22 protein-coding genes are annotated in these 21,041 nt (G+C 67.7%); 12 read left to right on the top strand and 10 right to left on the bottom strand.

Annotation, left to right across the window (positions count from 1 at the left end; all coding sequences use genetic code 11):
- Nucleotides 1–63: 63 nt before the first annotated feature.
- Nucleotides 64–897: a lysophospholipid acyltransferase family protein gene (locus MTR62_RS06445; protein WP_244018173.1), complete on the top strand. Its 834-nt coding sequence runs from the start codon at nt 64–66 to the stop codon at nt 895–897.
- A 155-nt stretch (nt 898–1,052) separates the two neighbouring features.
- Here MTR62_RS06445 and MTR62_RS06440 read toward each other — a convergent pair whose 3' ends face one another.
- Complete coding sequence (locus MTR62_RS06440) at nt 1,053–1,709, bottom strand: hypothetical protein (RefSeq protein WP_244018172.1); 657 nt, start codon at nt 1,707–1,709, stop codon at nt 1,053–1,055.
- Nucleotides 1,710–1,777: 68 nt separating this feature from the next.
- Here MTR62_RS06440 and ispH point away from each other — a divergent pair, with 68 nt between their 5' ends.
- The 4 genes from ispH (at nt 1,778) to MTR62_RS06420 (ending at nt 5,637) form a co-directional block, all read left to right on the top strand.
- The gene (gene ispH, locus MTR62_RS06435) at nt 1,778–2,740 is read left to right on the top strand and encodes a 4-hydroxy-3-methylbut-2-enyl diphosphate reductase (RefSeq protein WP_244018170.1); all 963 of its coding nucleotides are present in this window, start codon (nt 1,778–1,780) and stop codon (nt 2,738–2,740) included.
- Between the two features lie 13 nt (nt 2,741–2,753).
- The gene (gene thrB / locus MTR62_RS06430; protein WP_244018168.1) at nt 2,754–3,740 is read left to right on the top strand and encodes a homoserine kinase; all 987 of its coding nucleotides are present in this window, start codon (nt 2,754–2,756) and stop codon (nt 3,738–3,740) included.
- On the top strand, nt 3,737–4,171 hold the full coding sequence (gene rnhA, locus MTR62_RS06425; protein ID WP_244018166.1) for a ribonuclease HI: 435 nt from the start codon (nt 3,737–3,739) through the stop codon (nt 4,169–4,171). The genes thrB and rnhA overlap by 4 nt, the downstream gene beginning before the upstream one ends.
- Before the next feature lie 326 nt (nt 4,172–4,497).
- A complete protein-coding gene (locus MTR62_RS06420) occupies nt 4,498–5,637 on the top strand; it encodes an FUSC family protein (protein ID WP_244018165.1) in 1,140 nt (379 codons plus the stop codon).
- Nucleotides 5,638–5,694: 57 nt separating this feature from the next.
- On the opposite strand, the gene MTR62_RS06415 is transcribed toward MTR62_RS06420, so the two are convergent.
- The 3 genes from MTR62_RS06415 to MTR62_RS06405 form a co-directional block, all read right to left on the bottom strand.
- On the bottom strand, nt 5,695–5,880 hold the full coding sequence (locus tag MTR62_RS06415) for a YegP family protein (protein ID WP_244018163.1): 186 nt from the start codon (nt 5,878–5,880) through the stop codon (nt 5,695–5,697).
- Nucleotides 5,881–6,001: 121 nt separating this feature from the next.
- On the bottom strand, nt 6,002–7,108 hold the full coding sequence (locus MTR62_RS06410; RefSeq protein WP_244018161.1) for an NAD(P)/FAD-dependent oxidoreductase: 1,107 nt from the start codon (nt 7,106–7,108) through the stop codon (nt 6,002–6,004).
- A 6-nt stretch (nt 7,109–7,114) separates the two neighbouring features.
- On the bottom strand, nt 7,115–8,095 hold the full coding sequence (locus tag MTR62_RS06405; protein WP_244018159.1) for an alpha/beta fold hydrolase: 981 nt from the start codon (nt 8,093–8,095) through the stop codon (nt 7,115–7,117).
- A gap of 83 nt (nt 8,096–8,178) precedes the next feature.
- Between MTR62_RS06405 and MTR62_RS06400 the strand changes: the two genes are divergently transcribed.
- The 7 genes from MTR62_RS06400 (at nt 8,179) to MTR62_RS06370 (ending at nt 15,615) form a co-directional block, all read left to right on the top strand.
- Entirely contained in the window at nt 8,179–8,880 is a 702-nt protein-coding gene (locus MTR62_RS06400; protein WP_244018148.1) for an A24 family peptidase, read from the top strand.
- A 78-nt stretch (nt 8,881–8,958) separates the two neighbouring features.
- The gene (gene cpaB / locus MTR62_RS06395; protein WP_244018146.1) at nt 8,959–9,984 is read left to right on the top strand and encodes a Flp pilus assembly protein CpaB; all 1,026 of its coding nucleotides are present in this window, start codon (nt 8,959–8,961) and stop codon (nt 9,982–9,984) included.
- A gap of 89 nt (nt 9,985–10,073) precedes the next feature.
- The gene (locus MTR62_RS06390; protein ID WP_244018144.1) at nt 10,074–11,585 is read left to right on the top strand and encodes a type II and III secretion system protein family protein; all 1,512 of its coding nucleotides are present in this window, start codon (nt 10,074–10,076) and stop codon (nt 11,583–11,585) included.
- A 14-nt stretch (nt 11,586–11,599) separates the two neighbouring features.
- The gene (locus tag MTR62_RS06385) at nt 11,600–12,259 is read left to right on the top strand and encodes a CpaD family pilus assembly protein (protein ID WP_244018142.1); all 660 of its coding nucleotides are present in this window, start codon (nt 11,600–11,602) and stop codon (nt 12,257–12,259) included.
- A 3-nt stretch (nt 12,260–12,262) separates the two neighbouring features.
- Nucleotides 12,263–13,546 (top strand): AAA family ATPase, encoded by a 1,284-nt coding sequence (locus tag MTR62_RS06380; protein ID WP_244018140.1) that lies wholly within the window; start codon nt 12,263–12,265, stop codon nt 13,544–13,546.
- Nucleotides 13,547–13,615: 69 nt separating this feature from the next.
- On the top strand, nt 13,616–14,587 hold the full coding sequence (locus MTR62_RS06375) for a type II secretion system F family protein (RefSeq protein WP_244018138.1): 972 nt from the start codon (nt 13,616–13,618) through the stop codon (nt 14,585–14,587).
- Between the two features lie 17 nt (nt 14,588–14,604).
- Complete coding sequence (locus tag MTR62_RS06370; RefSeq protein WP_244018136.1) at nt 14,605–15,615, top strand: type II secretion system F family protein; 1,011 nt, start codon at nt 14,605–14,607, stop codon at nt 15,613–15,615.
- Between the two features lie 83 nt (nt 15,616–15,698).
- On the opposite strand, the gene MTR62_RS06365 is transcribed toward MTR62_RS06370, so the two are convergent.
- The 6 genes from MTR62_RS06365 to MTR62_RS06340 all read right to left on the bottom strand — a co-directional run.
- Nucleotides 15,699–17,819: a TonB-dependent receptor gene (locus tag MTR62_RS06365; protein WP_244018134.1), complete on the bottom strand. Its 2,121-nt coding sequence runs from the start codon at nt 17,817–17,819 to the stop codon at nt 15,699–15,701.
- A 135-nt stretch (nt 17,820–17,954) separates the two neighbouring features.
- Nucleotides 17,955–18,368: a DUF2946 family protein gene (locus MTR62_RS06360; RefSeq protein ID WP_244018132.1), complete on the bottom strand. Its 414-nt coding sequence runs from the start codon at nt 18,366–18,368 to the stop codon at nt 17,955–17,957.
- Nucleotides 18,369–18,663: 295 nt separating this feature from the next.
- Nucleotides 18,664–18,939 (bottom strand): hypothetical protein, encoded by a 276-nt coding sequence (locus MTR62_RS06355; protein ID WP_244018130.1) that lies wholly within the window; start codon nt 18,937–18,939, stop codon nt 18,664–18,666.
- A gap of 9 nt (nt 18,940–18,948) precedes the next feature.
- Complete coding sequence (mtnP, locus tag MTR62_RS06350; protein ID WP_244018128.1) at nt 18,949–19,839, bottom strand: S-methyl-5'-thioadenosine phosphorylase; 891 nt, start codon at nt 19,837–19,839, stop codon at nt 18,949–18,951.
- On the bottom strand, nt 19,829–20,458 hold the full coding sequence (locus tag MTR62_RS06345; protein WP_244018126.1) for a TetR family transcriptional regulator: 630 nt from the start codon (nt 20,456–20,458) through the stop codon (nt 19,829–19,831). The genes mtnP and MTR62_RS06345 overlap by 11 nt, the downstream gene beginning before the upstream one ends.
- A 70-nt stretch (nt 20,459–20,528) precedes the next feature.
- Nucleotides 20,529–21,041 (bottom strand): SDR family oxidoreductase (locus MTR62_RS06340; RefSeq protein ID WP_244018124.1); only part of this gene is annotated, 513 nt, incomplete at its 5' end.

The following is a 21,041-nucleotide window of genomic DNA, read 5'->3' as shown; positions in this document are numbered from 1 at the left end:
CCGGTTCTCGCGCCCGCACTTCAGCCCGGCGCGCGGGAACCTCACAAGGCTGACCTGTGCATCATGGCGAACGCACGCGACCCGATACCCGGCTCCCCTGCCGACACACCGGACGACACATCGGCCATCCCGCCGCCCCCCGGCCCGGCCCGTTACCCGCTGATTGCGCTGCGCCTTCTCGTCCTGCTGCTGGCACTGGGCACGAGCCTCACGGCTTACTATGCCATCAGGCCTTTCACCCGCAGCAACCCGGTGCCCACCCGCTTCCTGCGAGCGGTCGCGGCCATTGCGGGCGTACGCCTGCGCATCGAGGGCGCCCGGCCGCCTCGCGGCGAAACCTGCGTACTCGTCGCCAATCACGTCAGCTGGCTCGACATTCCATCGCTCGCCGGTGCGAGTGGCTGCGCCTTCGTCGCGCATGACGGACTGAGCGCCATCGGCCCCTTGCGCTGGCTGTGCGAACTCAACGACACCGTCTTCATCGCGCGCCACGATCGCGGCTCGATCGCGCGGCAGGTCGAACAGGTCCGCACCGCCCTCGCCGACACCGGCGCGCTCACCATCTTTCCCGAAGGCACCACCGGGGACGGCGCGCAGCTCATGCCGTTCAAGTCCTCGCTGCTGTCCGCGCTCGAGCGCGCCGCTCCCGGAGCGCAATCGGGCACCATCGCGATCCGGCCAGTATGGCTCGATTACGGCCCCGAAGCACGCCGCATCGCCTGGCTGGGTGAGGAAAGCGGCCTTGCCAACGCGCTGCGCCTGCTCGGTCGCTGGCGGGCGATCCCGCTGACGATCCATTTCCTCGAGCCGCTCACACCCGAGCAGCGCGCCAGCCGCAAGGCCATCGCCCACAACGCGCACGCCGCCATTGCGCACGCGATGGGATCGCACCTTTAGAGCGATTTTCGACCAGACGGCATCCGATCGACCGTTCCAGACCTTTGTCTTGACGCATTTTTCCGAACCATCCGGTAATGGGAAAATGCGCCAGGACCGTTGCCGCGTGTAGGCCTCCCGCGCGCGCCTCACGCCACTGGCGCGCGGCGCAAGCCTTAGCGCTTGGCGTTGTAGGCGATCTGGTCGTCGTTGAGCTGGAAGCCAACGAGCACTTCGAAGGTGGCACGCGCAACCGCAGCCTTGACCGTGGGATCGGCCAGCGGGTCGAGCGCCGCGTCCTGGTCGCCCGCGCGGCGCTTGGCGGTGATGCGATCGCGCACTTCGCTGGGCAGCGTGGCCGCCGCACGATCGACGTAGGCCGTGCTCGAGGCGGTTGCCTGCGCGCGGTCCTGGCCATCGGCGAAGTGCAGCGTAACCTGGCCGATTCGCTTGCTGACGACCGCCGAACCGCCCTGCAGCATGCTTACGAAGTAGGGCAGCGTCACCGTGCGCTCGCCCTTGGTGTCGTAGCGGCGGGCCTGGACCGCGAAGCTCACCTGGCTCGATACCTTGGGGCCCGAATCGTTGCACTGGGTGCGCACGTCGGTCATCGCGGCCACCACGTCGAGGTTGTTCTCGGTCTTGGGGCCGGGACGGAACAGGGTGATGTCGCCGGTATAGTTGGGAATGCCCACCGCCGGGCAGGGGCTGCGCACGGCGGTGATGCCCACGCCCGAGCTGACAACGATTTCGCCGGTCGACTTGCACCCGCCAAGCGCCGTCACGGCGGCGGCGGAAAACAGGACAGTAGCGGTCAGACGGCGTGCATTCATCATGGCTTCCCTTGAGTGGCGTGCGCTTGCCCTAGCGATGCGAGCGGCAAAGCGCTAGAGGGCCGTTTATGAACGCGCCCTTTCCATCACCGGCGAAACCGCCCCTCCGCCTGTTTATTGCCGCCCCGCGCGGCTTTTGCGCCGGTGTCGACCGCGCCATTGAGATCGTCGAACGCGCGATCGAAAAGTATGGCCCCCCCGTCTACGTGCGCCACGAAATCGTGCACAACCGCTTCGTGGTCGACGGGCTCAAGGCCAAGGGCGCGATCTTCGTGGAAGAACTGGACGAAGTGCCCGACGGCGTGCCGGTGATCTTCTCGGCGCACGGCGTGCCCAAGTCGGTTCCCGCCGCCGCGACCGAGCGCGGGCTGCAATGGCTCGACGCCACCTGCCCGCTGGTCTCCAAGGTCCACCGCCAGGCCGAGCGCCAGATCACCGAAGGGCGCCACATCCTGTTCATCGGCCACGCGGGCCATCCCGAGGTGATCGGTACCTTCGGGCAGGTCCCCGAGGGGGCGATGACGCTGGTCGAGACGGTCGAGGATGTCGCCGCGCTCGATTTCGCGCCCGATGCATCGCTGGCCTACCTGTCGCAGACCACGCTCTCGGTCGACGATACCGCCGCGATCATCGCCGCGATCCAGGCGCGCTACCCCCAGGTTGCCGCACCCAAGGCCGAGGACATCTGCTACGCGACCTCGAATCGCCAGGCCGCGGTCAAGAAGGTCGCGCCGCAGTGCCAGTTGATGTTCGTGATCGGCGCGCCCAACAGCTCGAACTCGCTGCGCCTGGCCGAAGTGGCGCAGCGCTCGGGCGTGTGCTCGCAGCTGATCCAGCGCGCGAGCGACATCGATCCGGCCTGGCTCGAAGGGGTCGATACCGTCGGCCTCACCGCGGGCGCCTCCGCGCCCGAAGCGCTGGTCAACGAGGTGATCGACCGGCTCAAGGACCTGCGCGAGGTGACGAGCGAGGAATTCGTCACCGCGAACGAGACGATCAGCTTCAAGCTGCCCAAGCAACTGCTCAGCTAAGGCCCGAAAAAACATGGCAGTTTACACCCGGATCGGCGCCGAGGACATGGCCGCGATCGTGGCCGCGTTCGATGTCGGCACGCTTCTTTCGGCCAAGGGCATCGCCGAGGGCGTGTCGAATTCGAACTGGCTGCTCGAAGCCCAGCGCGAAGGCGAGGAGCCGCGCCGCTTCATCCTGACCATGTACGAGGAGCGCACCGAGGTCGAGGACCTGCCCTTCTTCCTCGACCTGCTCGACTATCTCTCGGCCCGCAAGTGCCCGGTGCCGCGCACCATCCACGACCGCGAAGGGGCAAGCTATCGCCTCCACGAGGGCAAGGCGCTCGCGCTGATCGAATTCCTGCCGGGCGTCTCGGTGAGCGAACCGACCCCCGGCCAGGCACATTCGGTCGGCGCCGCGCTCGCCAAAGTGCACCTCGCCACCGCCGATTTCCCGCAGCGCCGCACCAACACCATGGGGCTGGCGACCTGGCAGCGGCTGCTGGACGCCTGCGGCACCGACGGCCTCACCGCGATCCATCCCGGCCTTGCCGCCACCGTCGCGCGCGAACTCGACCACATCACCCGCCACTGGCCGCAAGGGCTGCCCGAGGGCGTGGTCCACGCCGACCTCTTTCCCGACAACGTGCTGATGCTGGGCGAAGAGGTCACCGGCCTCATCGACTTCTACTTCGCGGCGACCGACCTGCTCGCCTACGACATCGCCGTGACCCACGCCGCCTGGTGCTTCAGCGACGATGGCACGCGTTTCGACGCACGGATATCGCGCGCGCTGCTCGAAGGCTATGAAAGCGTGCGCCCGCTGCAGGCGGAGGAGCGCGCCGCGCTGCCGCTGCTCGCCCGCGCCGCCGCCGTCCGCTTCCTCTCGACCCGCGCCTATGACTGGATGAACACCCCCGAGGACGCGCTGGTCACGCCCAAGGACCCGCTGGCCTTCGCCCGCCGGCTTGAATTCTACGCCGCGAGCGAGAACCAGGCGCTCTTCGGAGAGCCCGCATGAAGCGCGTCGAAGTGTTCACCGATGGGGCCTGCAAGGGCAATCCCGGCCCCGGTGGCTGGGGCGTGCTGCTGCGCATGGGCCAGCACGAAAAGGAAATGTCGGGCTCCGAAGCGACCACCACCAACAACCGCATGGAGATGACCGCGGTCATCCGCGCGCTCCAGGCGCTCAACCAGCCCTGCGAGATCACGCTGTGCACCGACAGCAAGTACGTGATCGACGGGATCACCAAGTGGGTTCACGGCTGGCAGAAGAAGGGTTGGGTCAACGCCTCGCGCCAGCCGGTCGCCAACGCCGAGCTGTGGCGCGAGATGCTCGCCGCGGCCAAGCCGCATGCGATCACCTGGCAATGGGTGCGCGGCCATAACGGACATGCGGAAAACGAACGCGTCGACCAGTTGGCGAGCGACGCGGCCAAGGCCATCGCCTGATCCGTGACGCCCCGGCGCCTGGGCGCTGGCGCGGTTGCGCTGCGCGATTTTAAATTGCAATTCATGCAACTGAGCCTTGATTCGCACTGATATTGATCGCTGAGTCGCCCGCATTTTCCGGGTATTTCCCGACTTCCTCTGCCGGACCGACCCGCAGCGGCCTTGCGTAAGGAAATTTCGCGAGGCCGCTACGAACCCGCGCGCCATCGAAAAATGCCGCAGTTGCGAAGGATTGCGCTGCATTTGCGCAATCGCAAGTCCCGATTGCACTCAACGCAACCAAACCCATCTTCAACCGTTTCGCTTTTCACACCATAGAATGGGTCATGGTGAAACTCATCGCAGACCGCATGCAGCACGAACTGCGCGAACTGGCCCGGCCCGGCCCCCGCATGGCGGACGAGATCGCTTGCGTGATCTCGGTCATGCTGGCCGTCGTCTTCGCCCAGCTGGCGCACGCGCGCATGGTGGACTGGGCGGCGGTCTCTGCGCTCGTCCTGCTCAAGAGCGACACCATGGAAACCATCGTGCGCGGCGTGATGCGCATGGTGGGGACCCTTATCGGCGGTGCCCTCGCGCTCGTCCTCGCCCCCCTCGCCGTCCAGTCCCTGACGGTTGCGATCGTGAGCGCGGGCGTCGTCGGTACCATCGGGCTTTACGGCATGCTTACCGGACGGCGCGCCTATGCGTGGTTCCTGATGGGGCTGACGTTCGAGATCATCCTGCTCGACAAGCTGGCCAACCCGCACCTCGACACCATCGAGTTCGCGCACACGCGCCTGATCGAAGTCGGCGCGGGTACCCTCGCCTGCGTGCTGGTGAGCCTTGCCGCCGCCTTCCTTTCGGGCAACGACTGGCTGGCCAACCGCAAGCCGCGCCCCGAGCGCATGCGCTGGAACCCGACCGCGGCACGCCACGCCGCGCAGGCAGGCATCGCGCTGGCCACTCTGCCCGCGCTCTACAGCCTGACGCACATCCCCGAACTGACGCAGGCCGCGATCACCATCATCGCGGTGATGATCGTGCCGGTTGCCGGGCTGGGCCAAAGCGGGCTGGTGCCGGTGAGCCGTCGCCTCGCGCATCGTGCGATCGGTTGCCTGGCGGCCGCGCTGCTCTCGATCGGCGTCCTCGTCCTTGCCAATGGCAACGTCGTGATCATCGTCGCGGGCACGTGCCTTGGCCTGTTCATCGGCCGCCACCTGGAGACCGGCGGCAAGGCGACACAGTACGTCGGCCTGCAGTTCTCGATCGCGCTGCTGACCGCGCTGGTGCCCGACAGCTACAGCCACATCGAGACCGGCGCCGCGATGACCCGGCTTGCCGGGATCGCGGTCGGCATGGCCACGCTCGAGCCGGTGCTGCTCTCCTGGCACTTCATCGGCGCGCGGGTGACACGGCGTTTTTTCGGTGAGCGCGGCGGCGCGCAGACGCCCGCGCGCGACCGCGAGGAAGCCCTCGCGGCCTGACCAGCCGCCTGACCTGCCGCCCGCCCTACGCCTGCGGCTTACCGCGAGATGGCGCGTTCAGCTTTCGAGCGTGGTGTCGATCACCTCGGCCGCCGGGCCGTTCTTGATGATGGATTCGATTGCGTTCTTCGCCGAGGCCTTGCTCGAATAGCCTTCGGTCCAGAACATCGTTTCGGCGTTGTAGCAGAAGTAGGCGACGAACTCGCCAGCCTTGTTCTTGCGGATTTCGAAACGGTGCGCCATCGCTCTCTCCTGGTTGCGCGCAACCCGGCACCGTGCCGGGTGCAACCCATGCATTGAAACGCATCGCTCAGGACGCCGCAACCGTCCCTGCCTTAAACACTTGTATCAGCTCGCTCCGCGCTCAGGCGTCCGCGGCAAACCGGGTCGGCGCGTAAGCCTGCGGATCGACCGCGCCAGGCGCATCGCCGAGCAGGAGCCGCGCAGCAAGATCGGCTGCGGCAGGGGCGGTCTGGATGCCGAAACCACCCTGCCCCGCGCACCAGAAGAACCCGGCGACCTGCGGATCGAAGCCGTAGACCGGCAGCCGGTCGGGCGCGAATGAGCGCAAGCCCGCCCAGCGATGCTCGACCCGTTCGATCGGCCAGTCGACCACTTGCTGGAACCGGTCGATGGCCAGCGCGATGTCGATCTCCTCGGGCGCGGCATCGCACGGCGCGCTCGGCGTCTCGTCGTGCGGGCTGAGCCACAACCGCCCGTTTTCAGGCTTGAAGTAGAACGTGCCGTCGATATCGAGGACGAGCGGCAGATCGTCGGGCACCGGGTGGACCATCGCCAGCTGCGCGATCGAGCGGCGCAGCGGCACGATGCCGATCGCGCCCGCCCCCGCCATCCGCGCCACCGGATCGGCCCAGGCCCCGGCCGCGTTCACCAGCACCGCGCAGGTCACCACCCGGCCGTCGGCCAGCTCGAGCCGCCAGCCCGCATCGGGTCCGGTCCCGTCGCGCCGGGCACCGCGCAAGGCCGCCCGGTTCCACTGCTGCGCCCCGGCCTGGCGCGCCTGCGCGAGATAGTGCTGGTGCAGCCGTGCAACGTCGATGTCGCACGTCGTCGGCTCGCTCGCCGCGCAGGTCCAGGCGGGCTTGAGGCCCGGCACACACCGTTCGATACCCTCGCGCTCCAGCAGGTCGACGGCGACGTCGATCGCGCGGAAGGTTTCGGCAAAGGCGCGCACCTGCGCTTCCTGTCCCGCGCGCCCGATGGTCAGCCCGACGCGCGGATGCAGCACCCCCAGCGCGTGGAGCGCGGGGCCCGCCGCCGCGGTCAGCGGCTGGACACCGGGGCCACCGTAGCTTTCCACCCAGAACGCCGCCGAACGGCCGGTGGCATGGTAGCCCGGCGCCTCCTCGGCCTCGATCAGCAGGACTTTCGCGCGCGCGCCAATCGCGGCCGCCAGCGAGGCACCGGCCATGCCGGAGCCAACCACGACGATATCGAAACGGTGGGACATAGGGGATCAGCCCCTAGCGCCAAGCGCCCGCTTCAGGAAGGCCTCGATTTCCGCAAGCGCGTGGTTACGCACCGGGTCGCTTTCGCGCAGGATCTCGTGCGCGCACTCGTCGCTGTAGCCCACCAGCTCACCATTGGGCAGGCGCGCGGCAGTCTTGCGGATCGCAGGCCAGGACACCAGCCCGTCGACGCGGGTGCCCAGCAGGAGCACCGGCAGGTCGAGCGTTTCGAGAATCGGCTTTTCTTCGAGCCCCACGATCGAATCGAGCGCGCTGGCGATCCAGCCCCAGCTTGCCGGGCCCATCACCAGCCCCGGACGCTGCGCGTACCACCACTGCTCGTCGGCGTAGCGGCTGGCGTCGTGGGTGAGCAGGTGCTGGCGGTCGCGCGGCAGCAGCTCGGGCCGTTCGCTGGCCTTCCACGCGGGCTTGCGGCGCAGCCCCAGCGCGCAGATCACCCGCGCGATGGCCAGCAGCAGCCCGCTCGGCGCCCAGGTCGGATGGAGGCCCAGCATGGGCGCTGAAAGCACCAGCGCATCGGGCTCGACACGCCGCTCGGCGACCGCGCGCAGGACCAGATTACCGCCCATCGAATGGCCCATCGCGACGTGTGGAGCGGGCGTCTGCGCCTTCCATTCGTTCCACAGCGTCGTGTAATCGTCGACCCACGGCGCGAAATCGTCGACATGGCCGGTGATCGCATCGTCCCCCAGGCGGCCGCTCAGGCCCTGCCCGCGCCAGTCGGCCGAGGTCACGTGCCAGCCCGCATCGGCCCAGCCTTCAAGCGTCTCGAGCCACTTCTCGTAGCAGTCCCCGCGCCCGGGCATGAACAGGATCGATCCGCGCTGGGCCCAGCCGGCCCCGCGCGCCGGGATCGTCAGGCGGCGGATCGCGAAACCATCGCGCGCGTGCCAGCGGTCTTCGCGCGCATCGGACGGGATCGAACGACGCGACGGACGGGGGCCCTCATGCTGCGGTGCATCAATCATCAGGCTAATCTCGGCCTCGGGTAACTGGTTACTTTTTAGTAAGTGATCGCCGCTAGACGAGGGTGTCGTAAGGGGACGCATCCATGTCAGGTGGTTATTTTTCGTACGCATTGCTGGCTGCCTTGGCAACCGCCCTGCTCGTCGCCGCCTACACCGACATCAAGCGCCGCGAGATAGATAACACCCTTAACGCCGCAATCGCGCTGGCCGCCCCCGTGTGGTGGCTGGCGAGCGGCATGGGGTGGAGCGCGATCGGCTTCCAGCTGGCGCTGTGCGCCATCACTTTCGCAATCGCCTGCGCGCTGTTCGCTACCGGCCAGATGGGCGGCGGCGACGTCAAGCTGCTGACCGCGCTGGCCCTGTGGTTCAGCCCCAGCGCCTTCCTCCAGCTCGTCGTACTCATGGCGGTGCTGGGGGGCGCGGGCTCGGTGGCGATGGCGGCCTGCAACATGCAGCGCCGCCCTGGCGAACGCGGGCGCGATGCCCTCGCGGCGATGGCCGCGATCGGCTGGGTAGGCTGCGCGGGTGCGGTGCTGTTCGCGCTCGCACTGCACCGCCCGCTCGTTTCAGGCGCCGCACTGCAATCGATTCGCGTCGCGCTGCCACCGACCTGGCTGGTGATCGCCGCCGCGATCGTGCTGGTGGCCGGTTTTCTCTTCGGGTTCCTCCACATCGTGCGCCGCCAGAAGGCCCGCCTGCCGATCCCCTACGGCGTGGCGATTTCCGCCGCCGGACTGTGGGTCCTGGGCGAGCGTGCGCTGCAAGCCGCGCCAGTGGCCGGATAATCGCGGTGAACCCGATCTTAACCAATTCACCCGATACACTGCGCAAGCAAACGGGATTTTCAGGGGGCTTGAAGAGCCATGGATAGAAAGAAGCTGCTGCTGCTGGTGGTCGCGCTGATCGTGGCGGCCGGAACAGCGATCGCAGCGCGTTCGATGTTCGCCGGAGCGTCGGCTCCCAAGGCCGAAGCCGTGGCCGTCGCCCCCAAGGGCCCCAAGGTTCTCGTGGCCCAGCGCGCCCTGCCCGTGGGAACCATCCTCACCGCCGACTCGATCTCGTACCAGGACTGGCCCAAGGAGCTGGTCAAGGACGTCTACTTCATCGACGGCGAGGCGGACATGAGCAAGCTGCTCGGCACCGTCGTGCGCTACCCGATCACCGCCGGCCAGCCGGTCACCCAAGGCTCCCTCGTCGCGCCGGGTGATCGCGGATTCCTCGCGGCCGCGCTCGGGCCGGGAATGCGCGCGGTGACCATCTCGGTTTCGGCCAAGACCGGCGTTGGCGGCTTCATCTTTCCCGGCGACCGGGTCGACATGATGCTCACCCAGCAGGTCAAGGGCCAGGGCGAGCCGCTCAGCACCACCGAAACGATCCTGCGCAACCTGCGCGTCCTGGCCACCGACCAGACCACCAACAACGACGTCGAGGACGGCAAGACCGTGGTCCGTGCCTTCCGCACCGTCACGCTCGAAGTGACCCCGCGCATCGCCGAAAAGATCGCGGTCGCCGAAGAGATCGGCGAACTCAGCCTCTCGCTGCGATCGATTGCAGACAACCAGGGCACCTTCGAGAGCGCACTCGCCAGCGGCGACGTCAAGGTCCCCGAGGGCGCCACCAAGGAGCAGGAGGCCCTGCTCATGCGCCAGGCCATGACCCGTCCGATCGAAGGCAACAGCACTTATGTCACCGGCGGCGACGTCTCGCGCTTCCAGCGCTCGAGCGCCCCGCCCCAGGCGGTGGAGAGCAACGGCGGCGCGCTGATGCCCTCGCCCCAGCTCGCCAGCGCTGGCGCTCCGGCCGCGCGCCCCGTTCCCTCGGGCCCGGTGGTGCGCGTCACCCGCGGCAAGGTGACCACCGAGGAGCCGGTTTCCACCGGCCTGAAGTGAGCCCCATGCGCCCGATCACGCCCGCTCTTGCACCGCGCCTTCGCAACCGTACTTCTTCTCGCCTTCCGGCCATCGCAAAGGGCCCTGCCATGACGCGTCGCCTCCTTCCTTCCCTGCTCGGCGCGGCCTGCGCGCTCATACCGGCCGCAGCGCTGCTGACCGCCGCTGCGGCGAGCCCGGCCCAGGCGCAGACCGTCGTGCGGCCCGCGCAGGACATCTCGCTGTCGATCGGCAACGGCCAGCTCGTCACGCTGCCCGCCCGCATGGCCGACGTGTTCGTCGCCAACGATTCGGTGGCCGACGTCCAGGTCAAGTCGACCAGCCAGCTCTACGTCTTCGGCAAGGCTGGCGGCACCACCACGGTCTATGCCAGCGACAAGGCGGGCAAGGTGATCTGGTCGGCCAACATCCGCGTCGGCTCGAACTTCGACAGCGTCGATTCGATGCTCAAGCTGGCCATGCCCGAAGCGCACATCACCGTCTCGACGATGGGCACCAGCACGTTCCTGCTGACCGGCACGATCAAGGCCCCCGAAGATGCCGCCGAAGCCGAACGGCTGGTCCAGGCCTATGTCGGCAAGGACGCCAACGTCATCAGCCGCCTGCGCACCGCGACCCCGCTCCAGGTCAACCTGCAGGTGCGCATCGCCGAAGTCAGCCGCTCGCTGGTCAAGTCGCTGGGGGTCAACCTTTCCTCGATCGACAACACCAACGGCTTCAAGTTCGGCGTCGGCCAGGGTTCGGCCACCGGGCTTGCCACATCGGGCAGCCTGGGCGTCGGAGCGACCGGCACGGGCACCTCGGTCTCGGCCTATAGCTCGGGCACGACGCTGGCCGGGGCCGGCAAGCTGTTCGGCATGAACATCCTCGCCGCGCTCGACGCGGGCGAGACGGTGGGCCTCGTCACCAGCCTCGCCCAGCCCAACCTCACCGCGCTTTCGGGCGAGACCGCCGAATTCCTCGCCGGCGGCGAATACCCGATCCCGATCAGCCAGGGCAGCAGCGGCAGCACCACCGTCACCATCGAATACAAGCAGTACGGCGTGAGCCTGAGCTATACCCCGACGGTGCTCTCCAACGGCCGTATCTCGCTGCGCGTGCGCCCCGAAGTTTCCGAACTGTCGAGCGACGGTGCGGTCACGCTCAACGGCTACGAAGTGCCCGCGCTGACCACCCGCCGCACCGAAACGACGGTCGAGCTGGGCTCAGGCCAGAGTTTCATGATCGCCGGGCTGCTGAGCAACAACACCTCGAATTCGATCCAGAAGATGCCCGGCGCGGGCGACCTGCCGATCCTGGGCTCGCTGTTCCGTTCGACCAGCTACAAGCGCGGCGAGACCGAACTGGTCATCGTCATCACGCCCTACCTCGTCAGCCCGGTCGACGCCTCGCAGATCGCGCTGCCCACCGACGGCTTCAATTCGCCCAACGAACTTCAGCGCATCCTCGCCAACCAGTCGAGCGACGGCAAGGACGGCCAGAAGCGCCCCGCCCCGACCCGTGCCCCTGCGACGACGGCGCCCGCCGCGCCCACCGGCGCGACCGGTCAGGCCACGAGCGCCGACGACACCGCCGCCCAGCCCGGTTTCAACCTCAATTGAAAGAGCTGACCACCATGCGCACCATCCACCCGTCACGCACGCGCCGGATCGCGGGGGCCACGCTCATCCTGGCGCTGGCCACCGCGCTTGCCGGCTGCGGCGGCATGCCGACCAACCGCTCGATGTATTCGCCGCACCAGCCCGTGGTCGAGACCACCAACTACACGCTCGACCTCACCGCCAGCGACGCCGGGCTCGCCTATGGCGAACCGCAGCGCCTCAAGGGCTGGCTCGACGCGATGAAGCTCAAGTACGGCGACAAGGTCTATATCGAGGACCCGGCGCACAACCCGGCGGCCCGCACCGCCGTCGCCGAGCTTGCCTCGCAACGCGGCATCCTCCTCAGCGAAGGCGCCCCGGTAACCGCGGGCTATGTCGAGCCGGGCACGGTGCGCGTGATCCTGTCGCGCTCGCAGGCCTCGGTCCCCAGCTGCCCCAATTGGGACACGCGTTCGGACTTCAACCCCAACAACGGCCTGTCGAGCAACTACGGCTGCGCGACCAACTCGAACCTCGCCGCGATGATCGCCAACCCGGACGATCTCATCAGCGGCCAGCAGGGCTCGGGCGACACCACGGTGATGACCTCGACCAAGGCGATCGAGGCCTACCGCAAGGCCGAGACGACCGGCAAGGGCAACCAGGTTTCCGAAACCGGCACGAGTGGGAGCTGATCGATGAACGCACCTTGGAAATCCGGCGCGGGTAACGGACGCGACCAGTTCGCCGCCTACTTGTGCGACGAAGCCTCGCTCGATGTGATCCGGCCGATCGCGATGGAAATGGGCTGGCAGCCTGAAAAGTGCAACAAGGGCGGCCTGCGCAACGCCATCCAGTCGCTCTCGATCACCGCCTCGCCCAACATCCTGATGGTCGACCTGTCCGAAAGCGGCGATCCGCTGAGCGACATCAACGCGCTGGCCGAAGTGTGCGAGCCGGGGACGATCGTGATCTCGGTCGGCCAGGTCAACGACGTGCGCCTCTACCGCGACCTCATCGCCAGCGGCATCCACGACTACCTGCTCAAGCCCCTCTCGCCCGCGCAGGTGCGCGATTCGCTGGCGCAGGCGCAGGCCGTCTACGCCGCCCCCAAGAGCAGCGACGGCAGCGGCGCGAGCCAGCACATCTCGACCGCCGTGATCGGCACGCGCGGCGGGGTCGGCGCCTCGACCATCGCCACCTCGCTGGCCTGGCTGTTCAGCGCCGACAACAAGCTGCCCACCGCGCTGCTCGATCTCGACATCCATTTCGGGACCGGCGCGCTGTGCCTCGATCTCGAGCCCGGCCGCGGCCTCACCGACGCGATCGAGAACCCGAGCCGTATCGATGGCCTGTTCATCGAGCGCGCGATGATCCGCGCCAACGACAATCTCGCCATCCTCTCCGCCGAAGCCCCCATCAGCACCCCGCTGATGACCGACGGCGCCGCCTTCCTGCAACTCGAGGAGGAATTTCGCGAGGCGTTCGAGGCGACCGTGATCGACATGCCGCGCAACATGCTGATCAATTTCCCGCAGCTCGTCGCCGACGTGAACGTGGTGGTGCTGGTGACCGAGCTCACCCTCGCCTCGGCGCGCGATTCGATCCGCATGCTGTCCTGGCTCAAGGTCAACGCCCCGCACGCGCGGGTGATCGTGGTCGCCAACAAGATGCAGGCGGCGGTGAGCGAGATCAGCAAGTCCGACTTCGAGGCGTCGATCGAGACCAAGATCGCGCTGTCGATCGCCTACGACGCCAAGGCCGCCGCGCTTGCCGCCAAGCTGGGCCAGACGTTCGCCGACGCCAACCGGTCGAACAAGGCGGGGGCCGCGATGCGCGAACTGGCCGCGATGGTTCTGAGCAGCCGCGAGGAAGGCCCGACGGGCGCGGCCGAGGGCAAGAAGGCCTCGCTGTTCGACAAGCTCGACATCAAGGCTTTCATGTCGAGCATGGGCACCAAGAAGGACGCGGCGAACGCCTGAGGCGGGCCGCCCCCTTTTTCCGGACAGGGTCGGGAGCGCCAGGGAAGCGAGAGAAGGTAGAAGCAAGCGATGAATCCGATCCAGCTCATCCTCATTGCCGCTGGCCTGATGGCCACGATGGTGCTGCTGTTTCTCGCCCTGTCCGGCCCCAGTCCGGCCAAGGAATCGGCGCGCCGCATGAAGGCGCTGCGCTACCGCCACTCGCAGAGCACCAACGACCGGGTCGAGGCGCAGATGCGCAAGGCCGTCGCCGCGCGTCGCCCCAAGGCCCGGCGCATCGCGGGGTCGAACTCGCGCATCGAGGCGCTCGAACTGCGCCTGCTGCGCTCGGGCATGTCGTGGACGCTGACCCAGTACCTCTATGGCTCGCTGGGGATCGGCGCCTTCGTCACCGCGATCATCTACCTCAAGTCGGGCGCGCCGCTGCTGGGCCTCGCCTTCGGCCTGTTTGCGGGCGCGGGCATTCCGCACATGGCGCTCAACATGATGATCAACCGGCGCACCAACGCCTTCATCACCAAGTTTCCCGACGCCATCGAACTGCTCGTGCGCGGCCTGCGCTCCGGCCTCCCGGTAACCGAGACGCTGGGTGTGGTGGCAAGGGAAGTGCCCGGCCCGGTGGGTGAGGAATTCAAGCTGGTGACCGAGCGCATCAAGATCGGCAAGACCATGGAGGATGCCCTCCAGGAAACCGCCGATCGCATGGGCATCGCCGAATTCAACTTCTTCTGCATCACCCTTGCGATCCAGCGCGAGACCGGCGGCAACCTCGCCGAAACGCTCGCCAACCTCGCCGACGTGCTGCGCAAGCGCGCGCAGATGAAGCTCAAGATCCGGGCGATGAGCTCGGAATCGAAGGCTTCGGCCTACATCGTGGGCTCGCTGCCGTTCATCGTCTTCGGCCTCATCTGGTGGGTCAACGCCAAGTACATCGGCCAGTTCTTCGTCGACGAGCGGCTGATGGTCGCCGGTCTGGCCGGCGGCGTGTGGATGGGCATCGGCGCCTTCATCATGGCCAAGATGGTCAGTTTCGAGATCTGAGCGAGGGACAAGGGACCATGTTCGAACAGCCCGCAGGGCCCACCATCCTGGGTTTCGACGTCATCCTCGTCGGCACCTTCCTCGCGATGATCGCGGCGATGGCCACGCTCTATGCGATCTACACCGTGCTGACCGTACGCGATCCGATGTCCAAGCGCGTCAAGGCGCTCAACGAGCGGCGCGAGGCGCTCAAGGCGGGGATCACCACTGGCGCGCGCAAACGCCAGAGCCTGATCCGCCGCAACGAGACGACCGACCGGATGAGCCGCATCCTGGGCAGCCTCAAGGTGCTCCAGGACAGCCAGCTTAAGGAAATCCAGCAGAAGATGGCGCAGGCCGGCATCCGTGACAAGCAATGGGCGGTCGCGGTGGTGTTCGGCCGCCTGGTCCTGCCGATCCTGCTCGGCGGCACCGCGGCGATCGTCATCTACTGGATCAACTACTTTCCCGAATGGGGCAGCTTCAAGCGCTTCATGGCCTTCGCGGTGATGCTCATCGCCGGCTACAAGGGCCCCGACCTGTTCATCCAGAACCTCGTCACCAAGCGCACGCTCGCGATCCGCAAAGGGCTGCCCGACGCGCTCGACCTGCTCGTCATCTGCGCCGAGGCGGGCCTGACCGTCGATGCCGCCTTCGACCGCGTCTCGCGCGAACTGGGCCGCGCCTACCCCGAGCTGGGCGATGAGTTCTCGCTCACCTCGATCGAACTCTCGTTCCTCACCGAGCGCCGCCAGGCGTTCGAGAACCTGGCCTGGCGCGTCGATCTCGACGCGGTCAAGGGGGTGGTGACGACGATGATCCAGACCGAACGCTACGGCACCCCGCTCGCCTCGGCGCTGCGCGTGCTCTCGGCCGAATTCCGCAACGAGCGCATGATGCGCGCCGAGGAAAAGGCCGCCCGCCTGCCCGCGATCATGACCGTGCCGCTGATCCTGTTCATCCTGCCAACGCTGTTCGTGGTCATCCTGGGCCCGGCGGCCTGCTCGATCGCCGACGCCTTCTCGGGCGGGGGTCCCGGCAGCCATTAAGCGTCCTTCCAGACGGCCCCTGACATTCCCCCTTGTCCAAGCCACACGCCCCGCCGGTCAGCCGACCGGCGGGGCGCCGCGCATCAGAAATGCGTTCCCAGCGTCACGTTGATCGAACGGCCCTGCCCGGCGACCGGCCGGTAGACCCCGCTGACGTCGTAGTCGCCGAGCGCGATGCCACCGAGCGGGAGATAGTACCCCTTGTCGAACAGGTTGCTCGCCTCCAGCCCGAGCCGCCAGCCCGCCAGCGAATAGGCCGCGGCCAGGTTCACCGTCGCATAGGCCGCGGTTACCGGTTCGGCCCGGCGCGTGTCGACCCGGTCCTTGCGATCGACCCATTCGACCTCGCCCGACAGCTCGAGCGCGCCCTCGGTGTGCGCCAGCTTCACCGCCGCGTTCAGGGGCATCTGGTGGTAGAGCGGCAGGTCGTCGCTCAGGTTCTGGCCGTGGACATAGGCAAGCCGCGCGGTAAGCGTGGTGCCCTGCCCGGCCGTTCCCTGGAGGCGCGCCTCGAGCGAAGCGTCAAGCCCATAGAACTCGGCTTCGATATTGGCGAACTGGAGCTGGACGAAAGGATCGCTCAGCACGCCGACATAGGCCGCGTCGATGTAATCGTTGACGTGGGTGTAGTAAGGCGAAAATTTGAGGCTGACCGCCTCGGCCGGACGATAGGTCAGCGCCGCGCTCACCGTATCGGCCCGCTCGGGCTTGAGGTCGAGATTGCCGACATAGCCGTTGCCGTCGCCGTACCACCCGATCATCCGGCTCGACATCGAACCGGTACCCCAGGTGTAGCGCTCGTAGATGTTGGGCGAACGGGTCTTGTGCGCATAGCCCAGTTCCAGCGCGAGGGTCGGTGCGGGCGACCAGTGCACCAACGCGGAGGCGTTCCAGTTGCCATCGACGCGGCGGTGCCCCTGGGCGTTGAACGCCGCCGCCGCCGCGATGTCGGCCGCCTGCATCATGCTCGTTCCGTAAGGCTGCACGTCGCCGGTGTTCATCGCCACCCGCTCATAGCGCACGCCCAGCGTCGTCGAGAGGGTCGAGGTCCAGTCGCCCTGCCACTCCCCATAAGCGCCCAGACGGTTGCGGTGCGCCTTGTTGATGTTGACGTAAGTATCGGGCCCCATCATCGTGGAATCCGCGACCGGCGGCCAGAAATCGTTGAGCCACTGGTGCTGGTATTCGATCCCGGTGCGCAGGCTGTGGTGTTCGCTAAGCGGGATCTCGAACTTCGCCGCGCTGTTGAAGGTGTGGACCTGCGTCTTCATCGGCATGTCACCGGGCAGCTTGTCGGCGAGGAAGTTCATCGAGTGCCGGGTGTCGCGGTAGCTTGCGGTGAGGTCCACCTTGCCCCAGTCGTAGGCGCCGCGAAACCGGCCGTTGACGAACCACGAGCGGTTGTCGATCATGTCCATCCACTGGTTGGCGAAGCCCTCATAAGGGCTGTACTGGTAGCCTCCCTTGACCTCGAACAGCCCGGCCCCGGTCTGGAGCGCGAGCGCGAGCGCGTGATCGGTCTTGGCGAATTGGGTCGAGTGGACGGTGCCGAGGTCACCGCCCGCCTTGTAGTTGCCCGACTGGGTGTAGGAACCGGTGTAGGTCGCGCTCAGATTGCGGCTCGCCACGGTCAGCGCGACCGAGCCGCCAAAGGCGTTGCCGTTCGAACGGTAGTAGCTCGAGGCGCTGCCCGTCACCAGCGTGCCATCCCCCTTGGCAAAGCGCGGCGCCGGTCCGTCGACCGCGATCACGCCCCCGATATTGTCACCGCCCAGGCTCACCGGGGCGACCCCCGGCGTCACCGCGATCGACGAAACGGTCTGCGGGTTGGTGTAGGACAGCGGCGAATTCATGTCGTTGGGGCACGACTGGTCGATCGGCTGCCCGTCGACAAGCATACGCAGGCGCTGTTCGCTGAGCCCCCGGAGCGCGGGCATACCCGAAAAGCCGCCCCCTGCGTTGACGCTTACCCCGGCGATGTCTGCAAGGATGGTGCTGGTGTCGCTCGCACTGGCGCCGCGCTTGCGGATGGTCTCTTCGGAAAGGGTCGTGCCGGCGACGCTGGCATCGGGCATCTGCCCCTCGACGATGGCCGCCGGAACGCTCGCGGGATCGGCCGCATCCTCGGCATGGGCGGCGAGCGGAACCAGGGCCGAACAGCCCAGCAACGACACGCGCAGCGCGCGCGAAAAAAGCGAAGTCATGAAATCTACGTCCTGAATCGGAATGGAATGACGCACCGGCCCCGCGCGCCATCGGGCGCAAGAGCGGATCGCACGCGCGGCAAAACGCCGCGGCTGACCGGTGACGACGGCACGGAGCCGCCCGTTCAAAAGGGTTCAGGACAGCGCGGGTGGCGCGCGCAAAGGCGGGCGATGATAGCGCCGCGCGTAAAGCCGCAGAGGCGGCGCGGGCAGAAAGCCGAGCGCCAGCAGGAACGCCAGCGCCAGCGCGACGAACAGCGCATCCCCGGCATCGAGCGAGGCCATCGAAAGCGCCGTGAACGGACAGTCCTTGGCCGCCTTGGCGTGCTCGTCGAGGGTCTTGTCGGGCTGAGCGCCCTTCGAACCCAGCGCGATGCGCGTAAGCATGGTCTGCCCCTGCCCGTCGCAGATCTGCACGGTCAGTGTCCGGCCGGTGTCGGTGCCGACCATGAACCCGGTCGGCACGAACGCCTTCATCGCCAGCGCCAAGACCAGCAACAGCGCCGCCACCGCCCGGTAGCGCGCGATAAAGATGCGAATCCCCTGCATCNGTCGGCACGAACGCCTTCATCGCCAGCGCCAAGACCAGCAACAGCGCCGCCACCGCCCGGTAGCGCGCGATAAAGATGCGAATCCCCTGCATCGCGTCGGCCCGCTTATAGCGCATCGGGCAGCGCGTCACTGGGACAAAAGCGCCCAGGTCGGGGGATCGGGGAAGGTGCGAAGAAAAAACAGGAAAAGATTTTGATTCAAGGGATTTGCCATCCCTTGACCCGGCATACTGGCTGGCCCAGCGCGGACCGGCGGCTGCGCGCTCCCGCACCCGGCACGCGACAGTCGAAATTCAAGGCGCCGTATCACTCTCGACCAGTTCGGCGATCTCGAAGCGGTAGCTGTGCCACCCCCGCTTGCGCGCGCCATCGGCGGCCGGGCCGCGCAGCTTGCGCGCTTCGGCTTCGGAGCGGGTGTGGCCCCAGAACACCTCGGTCTTGCCGTTCGCCAGCTCGGCCACGATCCGCCAGTAATGGGTGAAGGGATCGGCGGTCGGCCCGATGGTCTTGACGTAGCCATCGGGCATGGTCGCGGTGAGGTAGCGCTTGGAGCGCGCCTTGCGGGCCATCGCGATCGCTCAGTCGCGCTCGCCGAACAGGCGGCAGGCCACCGCGTCCAGCTTGCGCACCAGCGCCGAATCGCGCGCCTCGGGCGCGGTGATCAGCGCATGGTCGAGCGCGGTGTCCGCCGGCGCCGGGGTGCGCTTCCTGGGCAGCCGGGCGGCCAGTTCGCGCAGCGCCGCGCGCGCCACTTCGGCGTTGGCCTGCATCACCGCAAGCACGTGGCTGACCTCGACGCCCGCTTCTTCCACACGCCAGCAGTCATAGTCGGTGACCATGCCCAGCATCGCGTAAGGCAGCTCGGCCTCCCGCGCGAGGCGGGCTTCGGGCATTCCGGTCATGCCGATCACTTCGCCGCCCCAGCCCTGGTACATCCGGCTTTCAGCGCGGGTCGAGAACTGCGGCCCTTCGATGCACACATACGTGCCCGAAGGGTGGACCCTGGCGCCGGTCTGCCCTGCGGCCTTGCCCAGCAGCGTGCGCAGGCGCTCACAGGTGGGATCGGCCAGCGAGACATGCGCCACCAGCCCGGAACCGAAGAAGCTGCCGGTGCGCGCCGTGGTGCGATCGATGAACTGGTCGACCAGCACCATGTCACCCGGCGCCATCGCCTCGCACAGCGATCCGATCGCCGAGAGCGCGAGCACGTCGGTCGCCCCGCAGCGCTTGAGCACGTCGATGTTGGCACGGTAATTGACCTCGCCCGGCGCGATCGCGTGTCCCTTTCCGTGGCGGGCCAGGAAGGTGAAGCGCACGCCCCCCAGCCGCCCGGTGACGACCGGAGCCGAAGGCGCGCCGAACGGCGAGGCGACCTCGATCTCCTGAGCCTCCTCGAGCCCGATACCGGCCGCAAGGCCCGATCCGCCAAGGACACCGATGTGCCACGAGGTCGATTTTTCAGCGCGCAAGGATACCTGCCATGATGATGTCGAGAGTGTGTTCGCGATAGCGGTCGCGCAGGGCCTCGGTCAACGTGTCCTGGTCGAAGCAGTGCTTGAGCACCAGCCGCGCGGAGAAGAAGCGGTCGGCTGCCCCGGTGACGGTGAAGTAGAACAGCTGCGGGTCGGTCGGCCGGAACACGCCCGCCGCCACGCCGTCGCCGATCAGGCTTTCATAGGCACGGTACATCGGCGAAAGATAGCAGTCGGCAATGCGCCGCGCCTCGCGGTCGTCGCTCTCGCGGATCACGCGCATGGTCAGCCGGTTGAGGTAGGGCACCTCGTAGAAGGTATCGACGACCTTGAGGATGTGGCGGCGCAGCTTGGCCTCGGGCGACCAGCCGTCCTTGGCGACGAGCGCGTCGACCGAGGTGACGATGGCTTCCCAGTCGCGGTCGAGCAGCGCCTTGAGCAGCCCGGCCTTGTTGCCGAAATAGTACTTCACCAAGGCCGAATTGAGCCCCGAACGCAGCGACAGCTCGGACAGCGAAATGTCGATCACGTCGCCCTCGCGCATGATCGCGCTGGCCGTGTCCAGCAGCAGCGCGCGCGCGCCCGGTGGTGCCCCAAGATCCTGTTTTTCTGGCATGCCCCTTGCCCTTCACCGCTGCCGCGCCGGAACGCAAGCCCTACTTTCGGGCGCGTCCACCGGCCGTGTCCTACTTCGCCCCCATGCGGATTGCCCCATCGAGCCGGATCGCCGCGCCGTTGAGGTAGTCGTTCTCGATCGCAAAGAGCACGGCTTGCGCGAAATCGCGCGGTTCCCCCAGCCGTTTGGGAAACGGGACCGCAGCCGCCAGCGCGTCCTGCACCCCCTGTGGCATGGCCGTAACCATCGGGGTTGCAAAGACGCCGGGCAGGATCGCGTTGACGCGGATGCCATCATCCATGAGATCGCGCGCCAGCGGCAGCGTGAGCGCAAGCACCCCGCCCTTGGACGCGGCATAGGCCGCCTGCCCGATCTGGCCGTCCTGCGCCGCGATCGACGCGGTGTTGACGATGACCCCGCGCGCGCCCGACGCGTCGAGCGGATCGAGGCCGACCATGCCCTGCGCGGCAAGCGCACAGCACCGGAAGGTACCGGAAAGGTTGATCGCCACGGTGCTCTCGAACAGCGCCATCGCGTGCGCGCTGCGCGCCCCGCTCGCCCGGTCGCGCCCGACCGTGCGCGC

This window comes from Novosphingobium organovorum, from assembly GCF_022832435.1.
Lineage (GTDB): Bacteria > Pseudomonadota > Alphaproteobacteria > Sphingomonadales > Sphingomonadaceae > Novosphingobium > Novosphingobium organovorum.
Note: the sequence above shows the minus strand (reverse complement) of the source record. Positions and strands in the feature narration are given on the sequence as shown.